Source organism: Arthrobacter sp. UNCCL28, from assembly GCF_900102805.1.
Classification (GTDB): Bacteria; Actinomycetota; Actinomycetes; order Actinomycetales; family Micrococcaceae; genus Arthrobacter; species Arthrobacter nicotinovorans_A.
Genome location: NZ_FMWE01000001.1, coordinates 249300 through 272664, shown reverse-complemented (window position 1 = coordinate 272664; position 23365 = coordinate 249300). Strand labels below are relative to the sequence as shown.

The following is a 23365-nucleotide window of genomic DNA, read 5'->3' as shown; positions in this document are numbered from 1 at the left end:
GCAAGAATCTCACTTTTGTCCGCCACGCTGGGGCGCCACTCACACGGGCCTTCCAGAGAACTGTGGCACCCTAGACAGAATGAGTTCCCAGCAATTCCGCACCAGCGGGAGGTCGAGCAACCGGCCGGTTCACAAGCCCACTGCAGGCGTAGGAACAGGATTTCTCTTCATCCTGGCTACCATCGCCAGCATGGTGGGCCTGGCCGCGACGTACTACTTCTTTGTGCGCACCACCATGGGCCAGTTCATTGACGAGTCGGCACTGGTAGAAGCCACCGTTTTGGGCGGAACAGCAGGCAGGGCCTCCACGGAATTCCTGGACATGCTCCCCATGATGTCCCTTGCCATCGCTGCGATCATGGTTCTCTTCGTTACCATCGCCCGCCGCCGCTGGAAGGCTGCCGGCATCGCCGTTGCTGCATGTATCGCAGCAAACGCCGCCACGCAGATCCTCAAGTTCCTCATCCCGGACCGGCCCGATCGCGGCGTCCAGACCTTGGAACTGAACTCGCTCCCCTCCGGGCACACCACCCTTGCCGCCTCCGCCGCGGCTGCGGTGTTCCTCATGGTTTCGCCACGATGGCGCCCCTTGGCCGGCTTCCTCGGCAGCACCTTCGCCGTTGCAACCGGCGTCTCCACCCTGATCAACCAATGGCACCGTCCGGCCGATGTGGTCGCAGCCTTCCTTGTGGTCGGCGCCGTCATGCTCCCCGCCGGCTGGCTGATCCTCCGCACGGGCAGCAGTTGGAACGTCTGGAAAGGCTACGGCGAGCACTGGGCCGCGTCGCGACTGTGGGTGTGGCTGACAGTGATCGCCTTGGTGGTGGCAGGCGTTGTGGCCGCGTACTCACTGCTGCAGGTCATGCCCGGCCTGAGCACCGACAGCACCATCGACTACTTCTGGGCCGGCACCGCCTTCATCGTGATCGCCGGCTACCTCTCGGCCTTCGGCGGCACCTGGCTCTTCGGCCTGGCCGCCCGGAAGAACTAGAACCTCTTCACGCACGACGGCGGCGCACCCCCGTGCGCCAACCGCACCACACCAACCACGACGGCGGCGCACCCCCACGCGCCCACCGCACCAGTGGTTGCGGGAGCAGGGAGCGTCAACGGGTGCGAAGTGTCAGGAGCCTAGTCCTCCGGGCCGACGGAATCGAAAAACTTGGGCTCCCCTGGAGAAGCGGAGCCGTGCACCCTGGCCTGTTCCTGAATAAAGTGCCGGTCCTCATCGGTGAGCTGCGTGCCGCCGTGGGCGTCAACCGCACCCCCCTCCCCCGTCTCGCCATTAATGATGGCGGTGACGGTCCGCGGCACAATCATGGTTCCCGGATTGTCGATGAGCCACTGTCGCGTGTCCGGCGAGAGTCGGTCCCAGAATTCTTTGATGTGCACAACAATCAGCACTGCCCTTCATTGGTCGGGGGTGGATTCGTGGAGTGCGCCGGTGCACCGGAGTGATGCCCGGATTGTCAGGGCCGCGTGCCCTCTTCAAGGCTAAGCCCGGTCGGGGCGATCTTGACCGGCCCCGGCCAGATATTTGACCAATGAGGTCGACGCGCCGCCCACCATGGGTTACAGTTAGTCCACTCGATGGACTAACGATGGCACTTCCCAGGAGAACCCCATGTCTTCCACCCTCAAGCCCGCCTCAAACAGCAGAGCTGCTTCTGCGCACATTCCCGGGTCCCGGGACCTCGTGGTCGATTTCATCCGCGTTGCCTGCATGTTTGCCGTGGTTGCCGTCCATCTGCTGATGATGGGAATCAGCGTGGACCCCGCAGGCATTGGCGTAGGCAATCCGCTGACGTCCCTGAGCTGGTTCGCTCAAGGTACGTGGTTCGGCCAGGTCATGCCGCTCTTCTTCGTGGTTGGTGGCTTCGCCTCGCTCACCTCATGGCGGAGCTTACAGCGCAAGGGTGGTGACGCCGGAGACTACCTGCGGAACAGGGTGCTCCGGCTGGTTCGCCCCACGGTTGCCCTCTATGCGTTCCTCACGGTTGCGCTGTGGAGCGCGACGGCGGCGGGCGTGCCAGGCGACCTTCTTTCGGTTATCGCCTCGGGCGCCGGAGTTCAGCTGTGGTTCCTTGCTGCCTACCTGATCTGCCAGGCAATGGTTCCCACCATGGCGAAGCTCCACGGCCTGGCACCCTACCGGACCATCGCGGCGCTGGCCGCGGGCGCCGTCGTCGTCGATGTCCTTCGCTTGGGCTTGGAGCACAATCAGTGGGGCTTCGACTCCAATCCGATCGGGCTGCTGAACATGGTGTTTGTGTGGGGACTTCTGCAGCAGTTGGGCTTCTTTTACGCGGATGGGTTCTTTGACCGCTTTGCCGGCTGGAAGCTGCTGTTGGCAGCAGTTGCTTGCTATGGGGCGTTGGTTCCGCTCACTTACTCGGGTCCCTACCCTGTGGACATGCTGACCAGCCAAAACCCGCCGATGTTCCCGCTGGTGCTGGTGGGCCTGGCGCACGTTCTGCTGGTGAAGGCCGTGTATCCGGTGTTGCAACGCTGCGTGCAGGTGGGCTGGGTGCAGAAAGTCATGTTCGTCGTGGGCAGCCGGGCCATGACCATCTACCTGTGGCACCTGCCGTTGATCATCGCCATGTTCGGGATCGCCTTGGTTCTGCGACTGCCATTCCCCCAGCCCGCCAGCACCGAGTGGTGGCTCAGCCGGCCCCTGTTCTATGTTGCGGCGTGGGCTCTGGTGCTGCTTGTTTCCACGCCCCTGGTCAGGTTGGAGCTGGCCGGCACCGCCTTGGCTCCGGGAGCTTCGCGCCCCTCCATGTGGCGCATTGCAGTCGGAACCATCCTGGCGATCATCCCGCCCTTCGTAGTGATGCGGCAGGGCCTCGATGTCACCAATGCGACGTGGGGCATGGTCCTGTTGGTGATCGCCGTGGCTCTTGTCACCGGGAAAGTCCCCAGCCGGTCATGGAAGTCGACGCATCCTGCCGGACGCACCGAAGCCTGAGCAGCGCGAAAAAACAAGCCTTCACCAGCGCGCTCCTGCGGGGTAGATTCTGCGCTACCGCACCCGGCCACCCAATTACCGGGTCCCCACAGGGAGATGCATGAAATGCATACAAGGCAAAAACCACGCATTGAAACCCGAACCTCTGCCCTCGCGGCAGGAATGGCCACCGTCGCCATTCTTGCCGTAGCAATAACGCCACCCGCCCTGGCTGCCAAAGGGACGGACAGCCAGGCCCTCCGCGATGCCGTCACCGCCCAGGCGATAGTTGGCCACCTCGAAGAACTCCAAGCGATTGCCGATGCCAATGGCGGCACGCGATCAGCAGGGACCACGGGGCATGTGGCTTCGGCAGAGTACATCGAGCAGCAACTGAGGGCGGCAGGCTACGTGCCGCAACGCCAGTACTTCGAATATCTTAAGTTCAACCTGGCCAGTGAATCCTTCGCGCGGGTTACACCTACCCCACGGACGTACACCGAGGATGATTTCGCGGCAATGTCCTACTCGGGTTTCGGTGATGTGACAGCAACGGTGACTCCAGTGGACATTAATCTCACGGGTGACCGTGCGTCTACCAGTGGATGTGAGGCTGCAGACTTCAGCGGGTTCGTGGCAGGAAACATCGCCCTCATCCAGCGCGGAACGTGCCCCTTCAACACCAAGGCCGCGAACGCCCAGGCCGCCGGGGCCGCGGGCGTCATCATCTTTAACCAGGGCGACGCCGATGACAGGCTGTCGCGGCTGGATGGAACGCTTGGTGCTCCGACGGCCGACAACCCCGAAGTGACCGTGCCAACAGTAGGCACAAGCTTCGCTGTGGGCGAGGAACTGGCCGGCCTCACCGGGGCCTCGGTACGGATCGTGGTTGAGGGCACTACGCAGCCGATCGAAACCTTCAACGTCCTGGCAGATACAGCCGGCCGTGCAGACCGCACGGTGGTGGTGGGAGCCCACCTCGATTCCGTGGCTGAAGGCCCCGGAATCAATGACAACGGTTCCGGGTCAGCAGCCATCCTTGAGACGGCCCTCCAGTTTGCTGCGCTCAGAATTTCCCCCGAAAACCGTGTTCGCTTTGCCTGGTGGAGCGGCGAGGAAGACGGCTTGATTGGCTCGGACTATTACGTCTCCCAGCTGAGCAAGAGTGAACTGAAAGCCCATGCCGTCAACCTCAACTTCGACATGGTGGCTTCACCCAACCCGGTCCGGTTCGTCTACGACGGCGACGGCAAACCGCTTGGGACCGCTGGCCCCAACGGCTCGGCGGTGATCGAGAAGGTGTTCCTGGACTACTTCGCATCCCAGGGCCTGGCAACGGAGCCTACCGAGTTTGATGGCCGGTCCGACTACTTCGGATTCATCGAAAACGGTATTCCGGCCGGAGGCCTCTTCACCGGTGCCGAAGAAATCAAGTCAGCGGAGCAGGCGGCAATCTATGGCGGCACGGCAGGGGCCGCCTACGATCCCTGCTACCACCAGGCATGCGATGACATCACCAACATCGACACCGCGGTGTTGGAGCAGATGGCCGACGCTATTGCCCACTCCACGCTGGTCTTCGCGCAAACCCAATCCGCGGTGAACGGCACCGCTAAGGGCACGGGCAACCTGAAGCTCGAGTTCAAGGGCAACCAGGCAGTCCGCTAGTCGCTCTGGATCGATACGACAACGGCCGCGGCGCAGCCCTACGGGGTTGCGCTGCGGCCGATTGCTGTTCGTGCTTTTCGGGAAAGACCTAAGCTTCAGTAGCGGCCTTGGGTGGAGCGGTATCCAACACTCGACGCTTGACGTCCTGACGAGTCGTTTGGGTCTGGAAGCCTGCAGCAGCAAGGCCAGCCCGCCAGTCTCCGTGGCAGGTCGACAACTCTTCGAAGACGGCCCTGATGAGTTCTTTGGGCGGGGGGATGTGTCCATCTCCAGTCTCAGGCCCCCACCGGTCCATCAGCATGAAAAGATTTTCGGAGTCACCAACCACATCAACAAACGGCAGTTGGTGTTTCTGGATATGGAACCAATCCTTGGCGTTCTGGATTAGGCCCACGGTGTGGCTGAAGCCGGCAGAGTACGCCGGAATCAGGTTATGAGCCACGCTGGCCGGCAACTCGGACATATCCTGGCCGTCCATCTCCCAGGCATACTTCATGTAGCGCTCCACCGCGCCCGGGTAAAAGCGGGAAATGGATGTCTGCGGATTGACGGCGAGCGCCAGCGATGTGGGAAAGAACCTCGACAAGGCCAGGCTGGCATAACCACCCGCGGAACTGCCGAAGAACACCAGGTTGTACCCGCCAGTGTCTCTTACAACGCGCCGCACAACATCGGCCAACGTCTCCTGTAGGTCCGGCTGCTCCTTTGAGCCCGCGTACCAACCCAGATTGAAGTCAGCGGATTTACGCAAGCTGGGGTCTGAGATGAAGATGCGGTTGACGGGTAGGCCGGCCGTAACTCCTTGTCCCAGGAACCACGGGAGTCGGACGTCTTTTTCTGCCGCTCCGTGAAAACACACCAAGGTGGTATCGGAGTCGGCAGGGATGTTCAGGATCTCAAGCGGCAAGCCCTGGTGCTGGATCTCAATCTGCCCTGCTGGAACCTCGTCAGCGGAAAGGAAAGTCTGGAGGTCCGGGAAGCTGGCGGGTGTCGGAGTTTGGACAACTGGGTTTTCTGGCACCACGGTAGTCTAGCCGCGACGGCCAAGGACCCCGGAATTCCGTCCCCCCTCCAAGCCTGTCAGTAGTTCCGCCGGTGCTTCAACCTTGGAATTGCGACGGCGAACACCACTGCCGCTGCGAAGCCCAGGACGCCTGTTGCCCAGATCCCTGCTGACAGCGAAATGGCGGCCGTCAGCCCGGAGAGCAACACCGGTCCCCCAGTCGCACCCGAGTCGGCGATGAAGCGCCATATGCCCAGGAAGTGGCTCCGCCCGTTGTCCGGGGAGAAGTCGGCGCCCAGGGTCATAATGAGTCCGGAACTGATGCCGTTGCCGAACCCGATCAACAGCGCAACCAGCAGCAACGGCACAAACCCTGCGGTGAAGGGAATCAGGATCAGGGCCGAGCCCATAATCAGCGTGGATGGGATGGCCACCCACTGCCTGCCCTTCCTGTCCATGAGCTTTCCGGCTGGATAGAACACCAGCATGTCGATCGCACCGGACAGTCCGAACAGCAGTGAAGCGTGGGTCGCATCGAGCCCCAAATGATCCGCCCACAACGGGATGACCACCTGCCGCGAGGCCCGCAGGGCGCTCAGCAACAGGATCCCGAATCCCACGGACAGGAACACGCCCGCATGGGAAACCGCGACGCTCCGCAACGTGGACGCCGGAGGCCGGGTGCCGCCGTCGGACGCTCCGGGAGACACCAGGTCCGGGATGGTGAGCGACAAAGCCGCGGCCGCCATCATGCCCGCAAAGCCCACCCAGTAGGCGCCGCTGATCCCTGCAAACTGCATGACGCCGGCACCAACAAAGGGTCCAATGAAGATGCCGATCCTGGTCACGCCTCCAAGGGTGGAGAGCGCGCGGGCCCGGAAGAGAACCGGGACCGCCTCAGTGAGGAACTTCTGCCGAGCCAGATTGAAGACGCTGGCTGACATACCCACGAGGGTCATGGAGACCGCCAACAGCCACAGGCCGTCGTCAATCTGCGGTGCGAACGCTGCGGCACCCAGCGCGATGGCACCCAAGGCACCGGCGCCAACGATCGACCATCGTTCACCGAACTTCTCCGTGATGATCGAGGCCGGAATGTTGAAAATCCAGGAACCCAGTCCGATCAGGGTCACGATCAAGGCCGAGACTGCGACGGACGCCCCAAGGTCACGGGCCGAAAGGGCAATAACGGGTAAGACCGCCCCTTCACCAATGCAGAAAAGCAGCGCGGGCCCGAAGGCCGGCAAGGCAACACTGCGGAGGCTGAACGTTGGGGTCGTCTGGGTCTTGGTCATCCCTTTCATCCTAGGACTGCCGTAACTGCAGTCGGGCCCAGCATTACGTTCCTCAATGCGCCCCCGGCCGGCAGTGCGGCCCGCAGTTGTTGCGGCTCCGGGAGTCGAAGCCGCAACAACTGCGTACGAAGTGGAATCACCTGCCCCGGGTTACCGCAGGCTGGCTGCCTTCCGGCGTCCACCTGCTGCCAACACGAGCCCCATCAGGAGCATGGCTCCTGCCCACAGAACAAACGTTCCGTTTACTCCGGTAGCCGCCAGTGCTGTGGAACTTCCGACGGCGGTGGAGACTGCCGCGGGCATCGCACCCTGGGTGGAACCAGCGGCGACAATTGTGGCTGCTTGGGTGCCGACACCCGCCGTAACGATCCCGGGGTTACCACCGGGGACGAGGCCACTGGCAGGCGGGTTCACTGCAGGAGGGCTAACAACCGACGGGGTCACAACCGGCGGGTTCACTGCAGGAGGAGCAACAACGGGAGGGGTCACAACCGGAGGCGCAACAACCGGAGGGGTCACAACCGGAGGAGTGACAACCGGAGGATTCACTGTGCCGGTCGAGCCACCACCGACACCCACCGCGGTGGACCCTACGGTGATCGGTGCGCTAATCGGAACGATCACCTGGGTACCGGAGAGGATTCCGCCGTTGCCGGAGGTTGTGCTGCCACCGGTCGTACCGGCAGGAGCACTACCACCACTGGTGCCAGCGTTCGTGGCTGACGAATCACCAAGCACGCCAGCAGACGTGGACCCCAAGTTCACCGGAGCAGTAACCGGGGCAACCACCTGCGTACCGGAGAGAATTCCGCCGTTGCCGGAGGTTGTGCTGCCACCGGTCGTACCGGCAGGAGCACTACCACCACTGGTGCCAGCGTTCGTGGCCGACGAATCACCCAGCACACCGGCAGACGTGGAACCCAGTTCCACCGGAGCAGTAATCGGGGCAACCACCTGTGTCCCCGAAGCAACCCCATCCGAGCCACTTGTCGATGCACCCGAAGAAGACCCAGCGGGAACAGCAGGAGCGGCAGGGGCGGAGGAACCGGAGGTAGCTGCAGAATCGCCAGCTATTCCCACGGCAGTGGCTCCGATGTTAACAGGGACCGATATCGGAGCCACTACCTGAGCGCCGGATGCAATTGACTCTCCCCCCGACGTGGTTGCCTGCGCCGGCGCTTGAGCCGGTGCAGGAGCTGGTGCTGGATTTGATGCCGCTGGGACAGTGGTGGCTGATGAATCCCCCAGAACACCGGCAGACGTAGACCCAACCGTGACGGGCACCGTTACCGGCGCCACCACTTGGGTTCCCGAAGCGATGCCGCCGGAACCGCTTGTCCCGGCGGCCGGCGTCGAACCTGTTGCCGCTGCCGGCGCGGCAGGTGTGGCTGAGCTCGTCGCAGTGGAGCCCCCCAGCAGACCCACTGACGACGAGCCCAGGCTTATGGGCACCGTGACCGGGGCAATGACTTGCGTCCCGGAGCCGATGCTGTTGGAGCCATTGGTAGTAGCGGAAGGCGCCTTGCCCGAACCTCCTGCAGTTCCCGGCGTGGACGCCGTAACTGCTGAATCCCCCAACAGTCCCAGAGAGGTGGCGCCAGTGGTGATCGGCGCTGTAACCGGCGATATGACTTGTGTACCGGAAAGGAGTCCATCTTTCCCGGAGGTGGTGTCCGCAGCATTGGCCGCGGTTGCGCTGAGGACAATCATGCCCCCGGCAAAGCACGTGCCGAGGAGGCACTTGCGTAGGGTCGTATTCATTGTGATCTTCTCCTGAAGGTCTTGTTCCCGAAGGCGTCCGTTGACGGATCGCCCGAATTGCCGTCGGCTGCGTGCTGTTGCGCAGCGGGGCTGGGGAACTAGTCAGGAGATGAGCCGGGATCAAATGAGACCGGCTTTGGATGCTGTTCATCGCTGACCTCAAGAAGGCCGGCGAGGGAATCTGCTGGGATGATCAATGCGCCATGAAGGAAGGCGGCCGCGGGGCTGGGCGGACCATTCTGGGAGTTGCCGGACCCCGCTCCTGCGAGGGCGGCGGGAACTGCACCTGGGCCGGCCGGCAAGCCTACGGGGGCTGCAGGCTCCTGGGTCGAACGGACTTCGACCGCATGTTCCGTGCCCGCGGAACCCAACGTGCGGGAAATGGACTGCGACGGTGCCAACGTGCTGGCTGAACCCAAAGTACTGATTCGAGCAGTGGGTTCGGTTCCCGCAGCTGCACGCTCGTCGACAACGCTTTCGAGCGCTGCCGGCACGTGCGGGGAACCGACTACGGCAGACTCCGGAAGGATGCCCTCGCCTGGTGCCGCGTCTCCTGACGGTGCTGCCGGCGGCACAGTGACGGTGTCCCCGGGCAAAGGTGGAAGGGCCGGCACAGTCGGCGAAATGACGGAGCCGGCCGGGGGAAGCCCTTGGTCAACCACATCGTCCACTACCTCGATGATGGGCTGAACGATGGGCTTGGTGATGTCGGTGACGGGTTCCAGGGCAACAGTTTCCAGTGCATCATTGACCGGCGGAACAACTGCAGAGACTGCCTGGTCCACGGTTCCGGTCACTGGCACCAGTGCGGTATCCACAACGCTTCCGACGGTCTGCCCTGGAACCACCCGGTTGACTGCCGGCACGGCTCCGACGATTTCGTCTACAGCCCCTCCCACGCGCTCCACGGTTGGCGTTACGGCTGGAACAGGAACGGAAACCGGCTGTGAAGCCACCACTGCTTTAAGCGGCGAAGGCAGCGGTACGTCCGGGACCGGAATGCTGATGGTGGAAGCCGTCGCTTGGGCAACAGTTGCTTGTTGAACAGACCCGACGGCGTCCGTAGCCGCTGCTGTAGCAGCACCCACCGTCTTGGTCGTCTTGGCGATGGTGCTGCTCACAGTATCGGTCATTGAGGATAGAGCGGACGACGTGGAGGACGTTATCCCGCCAAGAAGTGATTGGTTATCCGCGGCCCCAGAGTCAGCGCTGGCACCTGTTGCGGAGAGTGTCATCCAGAGTGCCGTTCCGGCTCCAGCGATCATGACAGAGCGGAGAATGGTGGTAGCACGCGGGAATACGCGTGTGCCCTTCATCTCGACACCCCCAGGTAGTCGCGAACCGAATGGTCGCCTTCATCCTAGGACGGGAGTCACCGAATAGTCCATGGCCGGGAGTAAACAAGTGACAAATTTGTAAGGAACCTTGCTACGAAGGATATGAACCTGTTTTGCCTGGTCCAAAGTCGGGGGCAGCCAGCGATGCCCGTCCCTGAGCATTGGTTTCCTGAAGCCTCTTGATGAACCATCGCGACTGTTCAGGGCCATAGGGCAGGACTGGGATGGCCTTGGTGGCATCTGACGGCATGTCCCGAATGGACTGCGTGGCTTGCCGGACAGCAGTGCTCATGGTGTCTGCCATGGTCTTGACGAACTCGTCACTGGCGGGCTTGCCATGACCCGGGACCAGGAACTCGTAGCGGTGGCGGAGGGCCGAGATGTGGCGCAAGGCGTCTGCCCACTCTTCAGGGTATGAGTCCTCGAACGACGGATGCGCCCCCTGCTCCACCAAGTCGCCCACGTAAAGAGTGGTGCTGGTACCGACCAGGAGGTCACCGTCGGTGTGCGCCCGACCCAGGTAAAAGAGCGTGGCGGTGATCCCACCGAGGTCGACAAGCACGGGCTGGTCGTGGACCAGGGCGTTGGGAACAACGACGTCGACGGCGTCACCCTCCCCCGCGGCCATCTCAGGTTCGTTGGTGGCTACGAAACGCCGCTGGTTGTCGGCGTCTTTCTCGATAGTCGCCGCACAGTTGGCGTGTGCCCAAAACTCGGTGACGCCGTCGTCCGCGAAAACGGCGTTGCCGAAGAAGTGGTCGTAATGGGCGTGGGTGTTCACAACCACCAGCGGCAGCTGCGTCTTTTCGCGGACTGCGGCGAGAATCTCCCTGCCTTGGCGAGGGCCGCAGCCGGTGTCAATGACCATGGCAAGTTCAGAGCCCACCACGAGGCCGGTGTTCAGTAAAGACCCCTCGGTTTCCAGGACGTAGTTGTTGGGACCGAGTTCTAGCCAAGCTGACAATTGATTCTCCGTTTACAGTGCAATCCGGCGATGTTCAGGCCTCTACTCTACCCACGGAAAGCTGGGAGGGAGCGGAACATAGGACGGAATCGCAGGCAGGTACCTGTTCAAAATTTCTCGCTGTTCAATGCCATTGAACGAGTTAGAATATTGAACATGGATACAGGCTCGATGTTCCACTCCTTCCAAGAGGTGCTCCGCGAAAGAGGGTGGCGGGTTGATCTGGGTCCGCCGAAGACCAGCGCAGATCTTCCAACCTATCTGCTGTTCTTTTCGCTCGATGGACTCGCTTTCACCCAAACCTGTATCGAAATCGCTCAATACCCCCTGCCGATCAGCCTCATCACGAAGGTTGCTCGCGATGCAGACGCCGACTTCGTACTGGCCCCCAAAATCGGGCCGACCACGAGTTCGGAACTTCGCAGACTCTCCATCAACCACGCCGATCTCACTGGACGGCTGAGTCTTCGTTCTCCCGGCGTAGTACTTGAAGTTGAAGGCCTCCCGGGGGGCAACTCGGATGGGGTGTCCAAAGCCTGGCTTCGAGAGCACAATAAGGGCCGCAGCATTGACCTCACCTCAACGAAAACTGCCCAGCTGGTCTTTTGCATACTTAATTGGCCCAAGCTTCTTGCTGCACCGTCCAGGCTCATTGCTGATGTCGCCGGGGTCTCCCTCGGACTCGTCCCGCGCACCCTCCGCCACCTTGAAGAAATCGAGATGGTGCATGGCCGCCGCTGGATGGGTTCGGGACGGTCAATCATCGCCCACGCTTGGCTGGCTGCCTATCGCAATAGACTCGGTCCGTCGCTGCACATAGCCACAATGGAAACACCGCTTCTTGAGGTTTTGGAGGCCAACACGACTCTCGGAGGGGGATTCGCAGTTCCATGGCTCATCAGGCCGCGCATAGGAGCCGCCTACGTTGCTGAGCTCAGTGACGATTTGGTTCGAGCTTCCAGACTTAGGAAGAGCGAATCGCCAAACGTCGAGGTACGCAAAAAATTCTGGAGAAGCCCGCCAGCCGAATTCCTCGAAGGGCCACATAGAGCCGGCGAACAAAACACGGCGCCGCCCCTCCTTGTGTACGCCGATCTAAGCTCATCACTCGATCAACGTGAACAGGAGGCAGCCCGTGTTTACCTCCAAGAGGAACCTGAACTTCAGTGGCTACGCGGCGGCTCACTTTGATCCGTTGGGCTTGGTTTTAGAGTCCATAATCCAACAAACAGACGTAACCACGGACGACTTCATGGTGGTAGGGGCGGAGGCGCGGAACCTGCTTCATAGAAGCTTCGGGAAGGACCCTGTCAAGCTCAGTACCACGAGCGACATTGACGTCGCACTGACCATGCAGTCGTGGGCTGGCATCGAAAATCTAAGTACCACTTACGAGCTTCTGGACAGTAGCAAGTCAGCGATCCGATTCCGCGTCGAGAACGTCCCCGTAGACGTCATTCCCTTCGGAGTACTGGAGCAACCCAGCGGAGTCGTCCAGACTCCGAAGGGCGACCAGGAAATTAACGTCTTGGGTTACAGAACGGCGTTCAAGGCCTCCGAATGGTTCATTCTTCCAAAAGTGGGCGCTGTGCGTGTCGTGGACCCATCCTTCTATGTCGTCCTGAAACTGGAGGCTTTGGCCGACCGCTCCAAGTGGTACAAGACGAAGGATGCGGAGGACATTGGAACAGCACTCACCTGGTTGGTTCCGACGGCGACCGATGAAACCCACATCTACGACCACGAATTCGATCTACTCGCTGCTTACGGTCATGACATGTCGAAGACTCTGACTGAACTGTTCGGGAGGCATCTGGCATCTGTTCTTGAATTCCAAGAACACGCCAGGCTCATGGACAAGGTCCATGGTCTCGACGTTGACCGGTTTGTCAACGACCTTCACCGCGGACTGTTCCCGGAAATGCTAATCGACAGGCGTTCCGAAGCCGTCGACCGATTCTCGGCGCTGACGAAGGGCCTGGGCTATTAGCGAAATACCTCCGTCGGCGCCAATGGCGCCGACGGAGGTATTTCAGAGGATTGCCGTCATGATGTTCCATCCGGATCCCACCTGAGTGGCATAGATCCAGCCGCCGGATCCGTTGCCACCGTAGAGAACCAGGTCCCCGTTGCTGGCGCGGCCCAGAAGGTCCACGGTGCCGTCTCCGTTGAAGTCGCCGGGAGATTCGATGGCGGTCATGATGTTCCATCCCTGGCCGATCTGGCCTCCTGCAAGCCAACCACCGGAGCCATTGCCCGGGTAAAGCAGAAGCGCTCCGGAGCCGTTGCGCGCCACAACGTCTGCCTTGCCGTCTCCGTTGAAGTCACCCACACCTTCAATGGCCGTCATGACGTTCCAGCCCTGGCCGATCTGGCGGGCAGGAAGCCAACCACCCGAGCCATTGCCCGGGTAGAGCCACAGGACGCCGGCGGAGTCGCGGGCAATAACATCGGCCTTGTAGTCCCCATTGAAATCTCCGGGAGCTTCAATGGCCGTCATGACGTTCCAGCCGGATCCGATTTGTCGGGCAGGAAGCCAACCGCCGGATCCGTTGCCCGGGTAAAGCCACAACCGACCGCTGGAATCGCGGGCCAGAACATCGGCATTGCCGTCGCCGTCAAAGTCACCGGGAGACTCGATAGCGGTCATTGAATTCCAGCCCGAACCGATCTGACGGACGCCGAGCCAGCCGAGGTACCCGTTGCCCGAGTACAGCCACAACCGGCCGCTGGAGTCGCGGGCCAGGACGTCGCTGCGGGAGTCGCCGTCGAAATCGGTGATTTTCCTCCTGTTGACCGGGGCACTGCCACCGTACGTGGCGAGTGCTTTATTCGCATCAACTAGGCCGGCACCGCAGCCGGCAGGGCATCCCGCCGGAAGTGGCCGTGAGGTGGCTTTGAGTTGCTGCTCTATCTGGGCGGGTGTGAGGCTGCTGCCCTCGGCCGAGATCAGCAACGCCGCCAGCCCGGCAACCTGGGGAGCCGCCATGGAGGTTCCCTGCATCCAGGCGTAGGCAGATCCGGCGCTGGCGGTTTTTCCGAAGTTGAAGGTAGACAGGATTCCGTTTTCGGCAGCCTGGCTCATGTCGCCGCCAGGGGCGGTGACGTCCACTGCACTACCGTAGTTTGAGTACTGGGCGCGGGCACCGGAGGCGTTGCTGGCGGCCACGGTGATGACGTTTTCGCAGTTGGCCGGGCTTGCATCGGCAGCGGGACGGTTGGAGTTTCCTGCCGAAACCACAACGGCAGCGCCAGCGTTACGTGCAAAATTAATGGCGTTTTGGTACGTAGCAGAGCAGGGCTTGATACCGCCGAGGCTCAGGTTAATGACACGGGCCGGGTTGGGGTTGGCCGGCGCTCCGGTAACAACTCCGCCCGCGGCCCAAATGATGGCGTCCGCGATGTCGGAGGTGTAGCCGCCGCAATAGCTCAGCGCCCTGACGGGAAGGATCTTCGCATTCGGTGCAACACCGGTGACGCCTTGACCGTTGTTCGCAACAGCGGCGATGATCCCGGCCACATGGGTGCCATGCCAGGACGAGTTCTGAGCCGGACTTCCAACCTCGCACACGCCGGCAGGCTCCCAGTCACCCTGATCGGTGGGGTCCGGGTCACGGCCATCGCCGTCCCGTGCGTCTTCGGCGTAGGAGATCATGTCATAGCCGGGCAGGACGTTCGCATCCAGATCCTCGTGCCGGGTGATCCCACTGTCCACCACGGCAACAACAACGTTCTCGCCCTTGACGTAATCCCAAGCCCCCGCGGCATTGATGCTGTTCGGACCCTTCAGGTTCCACTGCTCGGGGAATCCGGGGTCACTCGCATCAGCGGTGGGATGCATGATGTCATCGGGCTCCGCGTAGGAAATCGATGGATCCGTGCGCAAAGTTTTGACGAATTGGGCAGATTCGGCGGCCGAAAGCGACTTGTCCAGTTTGATGACATGTCCGCCAGCGGCGTTCAGGCGGGAGGTCTCCGCCACAGCGCCAAGGGCGGTGGCGGCTTTGCCTGCAACATCGCGCACTGCTTTGTCGGCGGACTGGGCTGTTGCATCCTTCATTCCCACAATGAACTGATCCGTGGGAGATTCGGGGGCGGGCTTCAGAACCTGGGGCCCTGCTGGAACAATGTCCACGGTGTCTGCTGCGGCTGGCTGGACCGCCAAGCCACCACCGATCAGAAGAGTAGTGAGCGCCAGACCTGCAGCTCTCAGGGACCGGATTCGGGTGTCATTTACCATCGGGGCATCCTTGGGACATCGCAACAAACCCTGAGCGGCTGATTGCGGGCAACTGGAGACCACCAGTTGACCCCCAAGGAATTGTAAGCTGACTCCCGGCTTTAAGTGGTAAGAATCGCAGTTTGTGACTGTGCCGGCGAAGCGAGGCCCATAAAGCCGAGGCTTCAGACACGGCCCTTGACGATGGCGGCGATCAGTTCTTTGCTGCAGCCGACGGCCGCAGCCAAGGCTGCGTAGGACCAGCGGGCCGGGTCTTCCTGGCGGGCGCGGCGAATAAATGCATCCCGCTGCTGCCGATGCCTTTCCGCGAGCGCAAGGGCATCGGCAGCGCGGCGGTGATGCTCGCGGGCCTGTTGAATGCTTGAGTCAGATGACACGGGCCGAAAAGTCGCTCAACAATGTGGGCAACGACGCGTCGAAGCCGGCAATGTCCAGCATGCCCGGATCGGAAGGATCGGCGATGCTGAAGTCAGTGGACGTCAATCCGACCACGGCCAGCCGGGCATCAATCCCGGACCATTCCCGGTACCTGCGCAGAGCCTCATGTGGATGAATGTGTCCTGCCCACGTCTCGTTGTCCGTATAGATGACGAACGTGTCCACCTTGACCTTGTTGGCCATGGCCCACAACATCGGGAGGGCACAGTCGGTACCGCCGAACGGCAGCCCTGAGATCGTGTTGAGAACGTCATCCAGCCTCTGCCGGGACGAAATTGGCAGCGGCGAGATCCCATCCAGTGGCACATTGCGCTGGAACAGACCTTTTTTCGCATTGCTCGAGTTGGACGTAAAGCCGAGAGTGGTGGTCTTCGGCTCCGTTGCTGCTGTCACCAAAGCCATCGCCGCCGAGACTTCCCGGGCTGTAATTGGCAAACCCGAGACGGGCATGGTCATTGAGCCTGATACGTCCAAGGCGAGCAACGTCCGCTTGTTGGCAGGCGTTACGGTGGCAAAGGAAGCATAGAAGGCAGCGTCAAGGGCATCAACTACCTGTCCCACCGGTTCCCACGAGGACTTTCCGCGTGCAGACGAGCCAGAAGCGTAGGTACGGGCAGCCACCAGCACATTGACTGGATGGACCCGGGCGTTACGCAGCCTGGTGCTGTCCGTAAGCTGGCCGGTGACGGCGTCGAGCGTTTCGGACATCGGCGCCAGGAGGCCGAGGCGCGTCAGCCGAGGTAGCTGCCGCATCAGTGCCGTCTGCGGGATGCCGTTATTCAGAAGCTTGGTCCACACAGCCGGTTCCCTCAGGGCAGCGTTTGGCAGCATTTCCCATGACAACTGCGGGTAGTCCTCCAGAAGGGCGACCCATTCGGTGGGCGTCGAGGCAGCCTGAGCCTTCTCGAACCCCTCAATGATCTGCGGGCCATCAGTGCCGCGGCCGCAGATCCAGTCGAAGAGCTGCTTCCGGTCCGCTTCTGCTGTAGAGGGGTGCGCCAGGCGTAGAAGGTCCCTATGCGTCCAGCCGCCGCGCTGCCTGTACTTCACAGCCTGGTAGGCAACCTCGTCCACTGGCTTGGCGACGTACCAGTCAGCAACTGCGCGGCGCAGGCCGCGTCCCCAGCCCCTGAACTGCTCCACATATCCGGCGAAGAGGAACAAATGGGTTCCGGTACGGGCCACCTTGGACAGAGCCGCCAACGCGAGCTGCCGGCCATCCGGATCGCCCAGAGCCGTGGCAGCTGCCAGGCAGAAGAGTGCCGGATTGTTCCGCGGTGCGCGCCCGGCCGTGGAGATCGAGACAACCTCGTCCACAAGTTCGGCGGTCCTTTCGCGAGCCCATCCGAGAACGACGTCGGCGTTTTCCACCGTCAGGGCGTGCTCGGAACCGTAGTATGTGCCGCCGTCGGTGCCAAGTACCAGAAAGCGACGCAGGCGCTCCAAGGGCGCAACTGTGAAGGCATGACCGCCGGCGCTGTTGGGAACCTGGCGTGAATCAGAGGGCTGCGACTGGGGCGTAGCCCGTAGGTTAATTGCGCTTAGTGCATCGGCCACAGTAATCCTCCCATTAGTGAAAGTGGCGGCGGGCATGTTTGTGAGTCCCGGGATGCCCAGCGCTCTACCCATCTGAGCTACCGGAGCGAACTCCGGGCGGGATTCGAACCCGCGACCTTTGGGTCCTATAACAGAGGTAACCGAGTCTCTCCGGCCCGCCGCCACTTTCAGTTTCGCGCGAGTGGACGTGTTGGTAACCGCCGGATCTCTTACCGCCCCGACAAGTCAAGGCGGCAAGGGCAGGGATCGAACCTGCAAACCAGTTAACCGACAATTTCCGGCCCACTCACTAATGGGAGTGTAATGCATTACACCCCTGCGCGGAAGGGGCAAAGCGAGGTAAATCGGAACGGCCGGAAGGCCCTACCCAATGCGTTCGAACACCATGGTCGCCTGAATGCGGTCGCCCCCGCCGATCACGCCCTTACTCCCGCTGCTGGCCGTGGTGATGGTGTGCAACCGGTAGCCCTTGGCGGCTTGATCGTTGATGGCCTTTTCCAAAGAGGGAAGATTGCCGGAACCGGCGCCCCACATTTTCTCTTTCAGGATCACTTGGAGAACGACGTATTGCTGCATTTGCACCACTTCCTTCTTTGCTGGCCAGCCAACTCTTTAGTGGCCGGTTGCGTGTTGCTGGATGGTTGCGTGCAAGGCTACTCGACGCCGGTGGGGAACCTTGGGCTTTCACCCCAGTTCGCGCAGCTTTGCCGTCATTTCACCACCAACATCACCGGTGTTGACAGTGCCCTTGGGCTCGAACAACAATGCCTGGACTTCGTTTTCAGCCTTGGGGCAGTGCTCAATTCCTTTGGGAACCACATAGACATCGTTCGGCCCGAGCTGCACGTCGCCGTCACGGAGCTGAATGGTGAGATTGCCGCTGATGACCATGAACAGTTCATCTGTATCCGGATGGGTGTGCCAGACAAATTCTCCCTGGATCTTCACCACTTTTACGTCGTAGTCGTTGATGCTGGTCAGCCTGTGCGGCTGCCAGTGCTCAGAGATCGAATCAAGGGCGGTATTGATGTTGCGAACCAGATTGGTCATGTTAGTCAGCTCTTTCTTGGGGGTCTTCATTCCGGGCGCCGGGTTTTTTACGCATGCATTCGGGCGCCCTTGACGATCCGGTCAACAACATTCTTGGGTCCACGAATGGCGATCCCCACCAGATCCAGATCCCGGGCAGCGACGGCTGCCACGGCTGCGCGGTTGGCCTCATCGTGACCCGTGGAAAATAGGTCGCGCGTGTACAGTGCGACGGGAATTTCACGGGAAATTGCGCGTTCCCGGGCTGCGGCCAGAAGTTCTGATCCAGCTGCGAGAACCAGGACCGGCTGACGAAGCATGGGAAGGTAGCTGTTGCCGTCCCGGTCCTGGTAGGGCTCCCCTGTCAGGCCAGGGGCACTGGTGGCAATGGCGCTCATGAGGAACGCTGTCACGTTGAGCTCTTGCCATGGCAGAAGGTCCTCACTGAGGACCACCACTACCTTTGTGTCGAAACGAACGGTCGCGGGAGAAGGCGAATCGATGACTGCGGTTGAGTTTTCGTGCATGAACCCAGCATGGCGGCCAACGGGAAGGGCGGTCTTGTACATTTCTTGCATGGGCAACTCAGTACACGCATGGCATCCGGCAGTGCCGTACGTGCGCGAGGTGCTGCATGCCACATTCGAGGACCACAGCTACCCGTCACATACCCATGAGGACTGGACGGTGCTCCTGATCGATAAGGGCGCGGTGACTTACGATCTTGGCCGCACCGAGCATCACGCAGTTCCCGCCTCAATTACCCTGCTACCGCCGCATGTCCCGCACGACGGACGCTCCGCCGTCGGGGGTGAATCATTCCGCAAGCGGGTCCTCTACATGAGTGAGGACTGGCTCCCCGCCAAAGCAGCAGAAGCCGCAGTGGCACAGCCGCTGATGGTTGACCCGCAGACAGTGGCAGCCGTGACCGGCATCCACGCCGCACTGTCCTTGCCGGCAGATGCAATGGAAGCCGAATGCGGCGTCCTCGCCCTTCGGGACACCGTGCGTTCGCACTTGGGAACGCCGTCGTCGCCCGCGCGCGACGCTCCCCTGGCCCGCAAGCTGCGGGAGATGCTGGATGACCGGCTGCTCGACTCATTCACCATTGCAGAGGCCGCTCAATTACTGGGCGCCCATCCCAGCCACCTGGTGCGCGCGTTCTCCAAGGCGTACGGCATCGCCCCCTACCGCTACGTCACGGGTCGCCGCGTGGACCGGGCCAGACGCCTGCTGCTGGATGGCCGCCCGGCAGCAGAAGCAGCCGTCGAGGCGGGCTTCCACGATCAATCCCACCTCACCAGGCACTTCCGGCGTGTTCTCGGGACGACTCCGGGAGCATTCACCGCCTGATCGCCGACCCAAGGTCCGCGGGTCCAAGGTCCGCGGGCCAAGTTCCGCCGGCCCCCACTAGAGGCGCTAGGACCGGTCGTGAAGCGTCACGTGGTAGCCGTCAGGATCGGCGAAGGTGAAGGTGCGGCCAAATGGGCCATCGATTGGCGCCGTGACTATGGTGTGCCCATCGACGAGCAAAGCATCATGGATGGCTTGGACATCAGTGGCGTGCAGCCAGATTGAGGCACCAACACCCGGCTGGTCAACCGACGTCAGGTCCGTCCCGGGGGCGATGGTACGGAGGGCGAAAGCGATCGGCTTTGTGTCAATCACGACGGCGTGGGGCGGGCCTGCCTGCGAGCGGACAAGGCCGAGGTACTGCTCATAGAACGCCTGAGACGCGTCGAGGTCGCGCGTCTGGAGGGAGATGAAGTCGGGGCCTGTAACGGGCATGTGATGCTCCTTTGGTTTCCGTGTCAGTTATCTGACACATCAAAGCTATGTCAGAATACTGACATGAGTCAACGCGGGATCGACCTCACCACCTCGCTGGGGTATCTGCTGAAAGAAGCATCGAGTGCCTTGCGTGCCTCCATGGAAGCGGCCCTGAGGCCACTCGGGATGACGATCACCCACTACTCCTGCCTGGAACTTCTTTCACAACGCCCGGGCCTGTCGAACTCTGAACTGGCCCGGGGCGCGTTCGTCACCCGCCAGTCCATGAACGTGCTGCTCCAGGCGTTGGAACGCGACGGCGACGTAACCCGCCCCGAGGAGGCACGCGTAGGCAAAGTGCTTCCCACGCAACTGACACCGCTGGGCCGTCAGAAACTGGAAAAAGCGAGCGCCGCGGTCCGGGCTGTCGAGAACAAGATGCTCGGTGGTATGGCCCCCGACGAACAAGCCACCGCTTTCCAGGCACTGCAAAGCATGATCCAGTCCCTTCGTGACGAGACCCAGGATGAAAAACATGAGCATCAGTAGAACCATCCGGCTCGGCGTCGCTGCCATGGCAATCGTGGCGCTGCTCAGTGGCTGCACCACCGGGAACCAAGCCACAGACACCCAACCCACCGCCGCGCCGACCTCCGCGGGCACGGTCGCTCCGCGCTCAATGTCCAACGCGGAGGCAGCAGTAGCCCAGATCCCGGGCGCCCAATTTGACGCTGCCCGCGCTTGGGACGGCACCACCGCCTATGTCATTGCAACGCTCTCCGTGACACCCGCCTTCACCGGAGACCCCGCGGCTCTTATTGACTACTCGCTGGCGCAGCTCGCTTCCCAGAACGAGCTGGACCGCGGACGCTTGGTCCGCTTCACCTTCGAAGGACCCGGGCAGGACACCGGGACAACCAAGGCGTTGTTGGCGACGCTGAACATCGACTCGGCAGAGTACGGCGGCGGGTCCTCCTTGGAGCTTGCCAACCAGGACTTGGATGACCGGTACGGCACCTGGCCCGCAACGGTTCCCAGCCTCCCGGCGTCGCTCATTTCATATCGCTGAACCCGACGCATGGATTGCTGTGCCCATCGCAGCCTCCCCTCTTCGCGTCTAGGGTGGATATGCCCCGGGAAAAACCCGGGACAATTTGGGGGATTTAATGCTCAGTACAGATTCACGACGTCGGCACCACCGGTTGCTTTCAGGCACCGCTGTGGTGGTGCTCGCCGCAGTTACGGCCGGCGGGCTTGCCGGGTGCAGGGTTGTGAAGCGGCCGGCGCCACCCTACCCCGAAGTCGAGTGGCAGGGCGCTGCGCCCAGCGGACCCCTTGAAGCCGACCCTTGGGTACAGGCCACGAGGAAGTTTCTCGAGGCTGAGGCCGTGGCCCGCAACATCAACGATTTCTCAATTCCCGAACTCGTCCAGACGGCCAGCAGGGATGTACGAAGCCGCGCAGCCCGGCCGGCATTCGAGGACGTCAAGCAAAGACGACGCCCGGACATTCTTCCCGGACCAACACCGTTCTTGCCCCTATCGGTGACACCGGACTTCAGGGGCAATCCTGACCGGGCGGCGGTAAGGGGTTGCCGGGCATCTGAATGGTCATCGGAGAAGGGCGACGTGCCCGCCGAGTTGAAAGGCTTCGGCGTGGAGTACCGTATGGAGCGCCTGACCGATGGCACCCTGCGCGTTGAGTCCATAGCGGGGATCGCCGACTCGGAATGCTCGGGGGTCAGCCTTCCCATGGCCTTGTTTGTACCGGCGCCGGAGCCCTCTGACGTCACTGACGCGAAGGACATTGTTATCGCTGAACGCACCGACCTCGATCCTGCAGGCAAGTGAGGGTAAGACGCCCACGCATGGGCATTGCCGTCCTGTTGCTGTGCTCTGCACTGTTGGCTGGCTGCACAGTGCCCGGCGACAATTCCGAGCCTCGTCGCAGCACCGCCGAGGCCGAAGCCGAGATTGCCAAAACACCCGGGGTAACGGCGCGTATCGGCAGGGCCTACGACGGATTTACCCCGTACCTTTCGGTGAATGTGGAGCTCTCCGAGGCTTTCGCCGGTGATGAGGCAGCGCTCCTGGACCAGGCCTTGGCCCAGGTATGGTCCCAGGACGAGGATGCCCCGGAGAAATACGTCACGTTGGGCGTGCACGGGGCGGGTCACACGGCCGCAACAACTGCGGCCGCCCTTGAACGCCTGGGGGTCGGCTCCATCGAGTACGCCGGCTCAGCAGTCAGCTTGATGGGTGCGGATCTGGAGGCCCGATACGGCGAGTGGCCGGGTTCCGTACCGAGCGCTTCGGCTGTGCCGAGCCCTTCGGCTGTGCCGAGCCCTTCGGCTGTGCCGAGGGTGGGCCAGGAGCTGGTTCAGGGGACTCCGCGGGCGGGATAGGGCAGTTGCAGGATCCCTTAATTCCTGGGGCTGCGAACCGGCAAGACCCTTGCGATTCGGGTGACACTTGACTCTGACACTGTGGAAGGCGGGAGAACTGGGAACATGTTATCCATCGGAGCTTTCGCGCAGATCGGGCAGGTGACCCACAGGATGCTGCGGCACTGGGACACCGCCGGTCTGCTGGTGCCAGCCCACGTTGACGAGTTCAGCGGCTACCGATCATATGATCCCTCTCAACTTGAGCGTCTGCATCGAATTGTTGCCCTGCGCCAGCTTGGCTTCGGCCTCAACGACATCTCGTCGATTCTTGACCAGGGCGTCGAGGCCGATCGCATCGCAGCGTTGTTGCGGATTCGCCGCGCAGAGGTTGAGCAGGAGTACAGGATCGCTGCCGGCCGACTCGTGGACGTGCAAAGGCGGCTCCATTTCATCGAGAAAGAGAATCACATGTCCCAGATCGAAATCATTGAAAAGCCCCTGCCCGCTGTCCGCCTCGCGGCCCGCCGCGCTGTCGTGGCGGACCAACCAGAGGTGGCAAATGTAGTGGGTCCGGCCTTTGACGCCGTTTCCCGGATCATCGGCGATGAGCGTGGAACCCTGGAGACGCCAGTGGCGTCGTATGAGACGGTCGAAGAGGGCCTGGAAATCATCGCCGGCTACGCCTACAACGGACCCTCGCGCGACGGCATCGAAATTATCGACCTGCCTGCTGTTGAAAACGCCGTCTGCGGCGTCCACCTTGGCTCCATGGAGCACATTGCAGAAAGCTGGCAGGCGCTCCACGCTGAGGTCTTCGCTCGAGGGCTTGTCCACTCAGGTCCCTGCCGCGAAGTATACGTTCGAGCGATTTCAGAGGATCAGTCCGACTGGGTGACCGAGTTGCAGCAGCCTGTTCGGCGGGACTAAGCCTCCTTCTTGTGACGGTCTCTTAGGACTCCGGTGCACT

Annotated in this window: 24 protein-coding genes; 11 read left to right on the top strand and 13 right to left on the bottom strand. The window is 62.0% G+C overall.

Features of this window, described 5'->3' with window-relative positions; all coding sequences use genetic code 11:
* Window positions 1-79 precede the first annotated feature (79 nt).
* Window positions 80-991, top strand: coding sequence for a phosphatase PAP2 family protein (locus BLQ01_RS01200; RefSeq protein ID WP_254779118.1), 912 nt, complete (start codon window positions 80-82; stop codon window positions 989-991).
* 140 nt (window positions 992-1131) lie between these two features.
* On the opposite strand, the gene BLQ01_RS01195 is transcribed toward BLQ01_RS01200, so the two are convergent.
* Window positions 1132-1404 carry a hypothetical protein gene (locus BLQ01_RS01195; RefSeq protein WP_091549797.1) on the bottom strand — a complete coding sequence of 91 codons (273 nt, stop codon included), beginning with the start codon at window positions 1402-1404 and terminating at the stop codon, window positions 1132-1134.
* 220 nt (window positions 1405-1624) lie between these two features.
* Between BLQ01_RS01195 and BLQ01_RS01190 the strand changes: the two genes are divergently transcribed.
* Both BLQ01_RS01190 and BLQ01_RS01185 read left to right on the top strand, forming a co-directional pair.
* The gene (locus tag BLQ01_RS01190) at window positions 1625-2971 is read left to right on the top strand and encodes an acyltransferase family protein (RefSeq protein ID WP_091549796.1); all 1347 of its coding nucleotides are present in this window, start codon (window positions 1625-1627) and stop codon (window positions 2969-2971) included.
* Between the two features lie 105 nt (window positions 2972-3076).
* Entirely contained in the window at window positions 3077-4618 is a 1542-nt protein-coding gene (locus BLQ01_RS01185; RefSeq protein WP_091549795.1) for a M28 family peptidase, read from the top strand.
* A gap of 88 nt (window positions 4619-4706) precedes the next feature.
* Here the strand turns inward: BLQ01_RS01185 and BLQ01_RS01180 are convergent, their stop codons facing one another.
* The 5 genes from BLQ01_RS01180 to BLQ01_RS01160 all read right to left on the bottom strand — a co-directional run bounded on the left by BLQ01_RS01180 (window position 4707) and on the right by BLQ01_RS01160 (window position 10978).
* A complete protein-coding gene (locus BLQ01_RS01180) occupies window positions 4707-5639 on the bottom strand; it encodes a hypothetical protein (protein ID WP_139183422.1) in 933 nt (310 codons plus the stop codon).
* Between the two features lie 59 nt (window positions 5640-5698).
* Window positions 5699-6916, bottom strand: coding sequence for an MFS transporter (locus tag BLQ01_RS01175; RefSeq protein WP_091549793.1), 1218 nt, complete (start codon window positions 6914-6916; stop codon window positions 5699-5701).
* Between the two features lie 150 nt (window positions 6917-7066).
* Entirely contained in the window at window positions 7067-8677 is a 1611-nt protein-coding gene (locus tag BLQ01_RS22260) for a cell wall anchor protein (RefSeq protein ID WP_175493315.1), read from the bottom strand.
* Window positions 8678-8775: 98 nt separating this feature from the next.
* Window positions 8776-9798, bottom strand: coding sequence for a hypothetical protein (locus BLQ01_RS01165; RefSeq protein WP_091549791.1), 1023 nt, complete (start codon window positions 9796-9798; stop codon window positions 8776-8778).
* 307 nt (window positions 9799-10105) lie between these two features.
* Window positions 10106-10978, bottom strand: coding sequence for an MBL fold metallo-hydrolase (locus BLQ01_RS01160; protein WP_051421556.1), 873 nt, complete (start codon window positions 10976-10978; stop codon window positions 10106-10108).
* A gap of 156 nt (window positions 10979-11134) precedes the next feature.
* On the opposite strand from BLQ01_RS01160, the gene BLQ01_RS01155 reads away from it, so the two are divergent.
* The gene (locus tag BLQ01_RS01155) at window positions 11135-12169 is read left to right on the top strand and encodes a type IV toxin-antitoxin system AbiEi family antitoxin (protein ID WP_175493314.1); all 1035 of its coding nucleotides are present in this window, start codon (window positions 11135-11137) and stop codon (window positions 12167-12169) included.
* On the top strand, window positions 12114-12968 hold the full coding sequence (locus BLQ01_RS01150; RefSeq protein ID WP_091549789.1) for a hypothetical protein: 855 nt from the start codon (window positions 12114-12116) through the stop codon (window positions 12966-12968). Before BLQ01_RS01155 ends, BLQ01_RS01150 begins: the two co-directional genes overlap by 56 nt.
* Window positions 12969-13010: 42 nt before the next feature.
* Here BLQ01_RS01150 and BLQ01_RS01145 read toward each other — a convergent pair whose 3' ends face one another.
* The 6 genes from BLQ01_RS01145 to BLQ01_RS01120 form a co-directional block, all read right to left on the bottom strand.
* On the bottom strand, window positions 13011-15218 hold the full coding sequence (locus BLQ01_RS01145; RefSeq protein ID WP_091549788.1) for a S8 family serine peptidase: 2208 nt from the start codon (window positions 15216-15218) through the stop codon (window positions 13011-13013).
* Window positions 15219-15382: 164 nt separating this feature from the next.
* Window positions 15383-15595 (bottom strand): hypothetical protein, encoded by a 213-nt coding sequence (locus BLQ01_RS01140; protein WP_026541193.1) that lies wholly within the window; start codon window positions 15593-15595, stop codon window positions 15383-15385.
* On the bottom strand, window positions 15585-17213 hold the full coding sequence (locus BLQ01_RS01135) for a TROVE domain-containing protein (RefSeq protein ID WP_254779115.1): 1629 nt from the start codon (window positions 17211-17213) through the stop codon (window positions 15585-15587). The genes BLQ01_RS01140 and BLQ01_RS01135 overlap by 11 nt, the downstream gene beginning before the upstream one ends.
* Before the next feature lie 363 nt (window positions 17214-17576).
* Window positions 17577-17789 carry a DUF4177 domain-containing protein gene (locus tag BLQ01_RS01130; RefSeq protein WP_011775776.1) on the bottom strand — a complete coding sequence of 71 codons (213 nt, stop codon included), beginning with the start codon at window positions 17787-17789 and terminating at the stop codon, window positions 17577-17579.
* Between the two features lie 108 nt (window positions 17790-17897).
* Entirely contained in the window at window positions 17898-18263 is a 366-nt protein-coding gene (locus tag BLQ01_RS01125) for a cupin domain-containing protein (RefSeq protein ID WP_091549786.1), read from the bottom strand.
* Window positions 18264-18310: 47 nt separating this feature from the next.
* Window positions 18311-18769, bottom strand: coding sequence for a DUF2000 family protein (locus BLQ01_RS01120; protein WP_091549785.1), 459 nt, complete (start codon window positions 18767-18769; stop codon window positions 18311-18313).
* Window positions 18770-18818: 49 nt separating this feature from the next.
* Here BLQ01_RS01120 and BLQ01_RS01115 point away from each other — a divergent pair, with 49 nt between their 5' ends.
* On the top strand, window positions 18819-19595 hold the full coding sequence (locus BLQ01_RS01115) for a helix-turn-helix transcriptional regulator (protein ID WP_026541197.1): 777 nt from the start codon (window positions 18819-18821) through the stop codon (window positions 19593-19595).
* 66 nt (window positions 19596-19661) lie between these two features.
* Here BLQ01_RS01115 and BLQ01_RS01110 read toward each other — a convergent pair whose 3' ends face one another.
* Complete coding sequence (locus BLQ01_RS01110; RefSeq protein WP_091549783.1) at window positions 19662-20030, bottom strand: VOC family protein; 369 nt, start codon at window positions 20028-20030, stop codon at window positions 19662-19664.
* Between the two features lie 63 nt (window positions 20031-20093).
* Here BLQ01_RS01110 and BLQ01_RS01105 point away from each other — a divergent pair, with 63 nt between their 5' ends.
* From BLQ01_RS01105 to BLQ01_RS01085, 5 genes are all read left to right on the top strand, one after another.
* Window positions 20094-20561, top strand: a complete 468-nt coding sequence (locus BLQ01_RS01105; protein WP_091549782.1) for a MarR family winged helix-turn-helix transcriptional regulator — start codon at window positions 20094-20096, stop codon at window positions 20559-20561.
* Window positions 20548-21081 (top strand): hypothetical protein, encoded by a 534-nt coding sequence (locus BLQ01_RS01100; protein ID WP_091549781.1) that lies wholly within the window; start codon window positions 20548-20550, stop codon window positions 21079-21081. The genes BLQ01_RS01105 and BLQ01_RS01100 overlap by 14 nt, the downstream gene beginning before the upstream one ends.
* Window positions 21082-21178: 97 nt before the next feature.
* Complete coding sequence (locus BLQ01_RS01095) at window positions 21179-21862, top strand: hypothetical protein (RefSeq protein ID WP_254779112.1); 684 nt, start codon at window positions 21179-21181, stop codon at window positions 21860-21862.
* A gap of 17 nt (window positions 21863-21879) precedes the next feature.
* The gene (locus BLQ01_RS01090; protein WP_091549780.1) at window positions 21880-22416 is read left to right on the top strand and encodes a hypothetical protein; all 537 of its coding nucleotides are present in this window, start codon (window positions 21880-21882) and stop codon (window positions 22414-22416) included.
* A 105-nt stretch (window positions 22417-22521) separates the two neighbouring features.
* A complete protein-coding gene (locus BLQ01_RS01085; RefSeq protein WP_091549779.1) occupies window positions 22522-23325 on the top strand; it encodes a MerR family transcriptional regulator in 804 nt (267 codons plus the stop codon).
* Window positions 23326-23365: the final 40 nt, after the last annotated feature.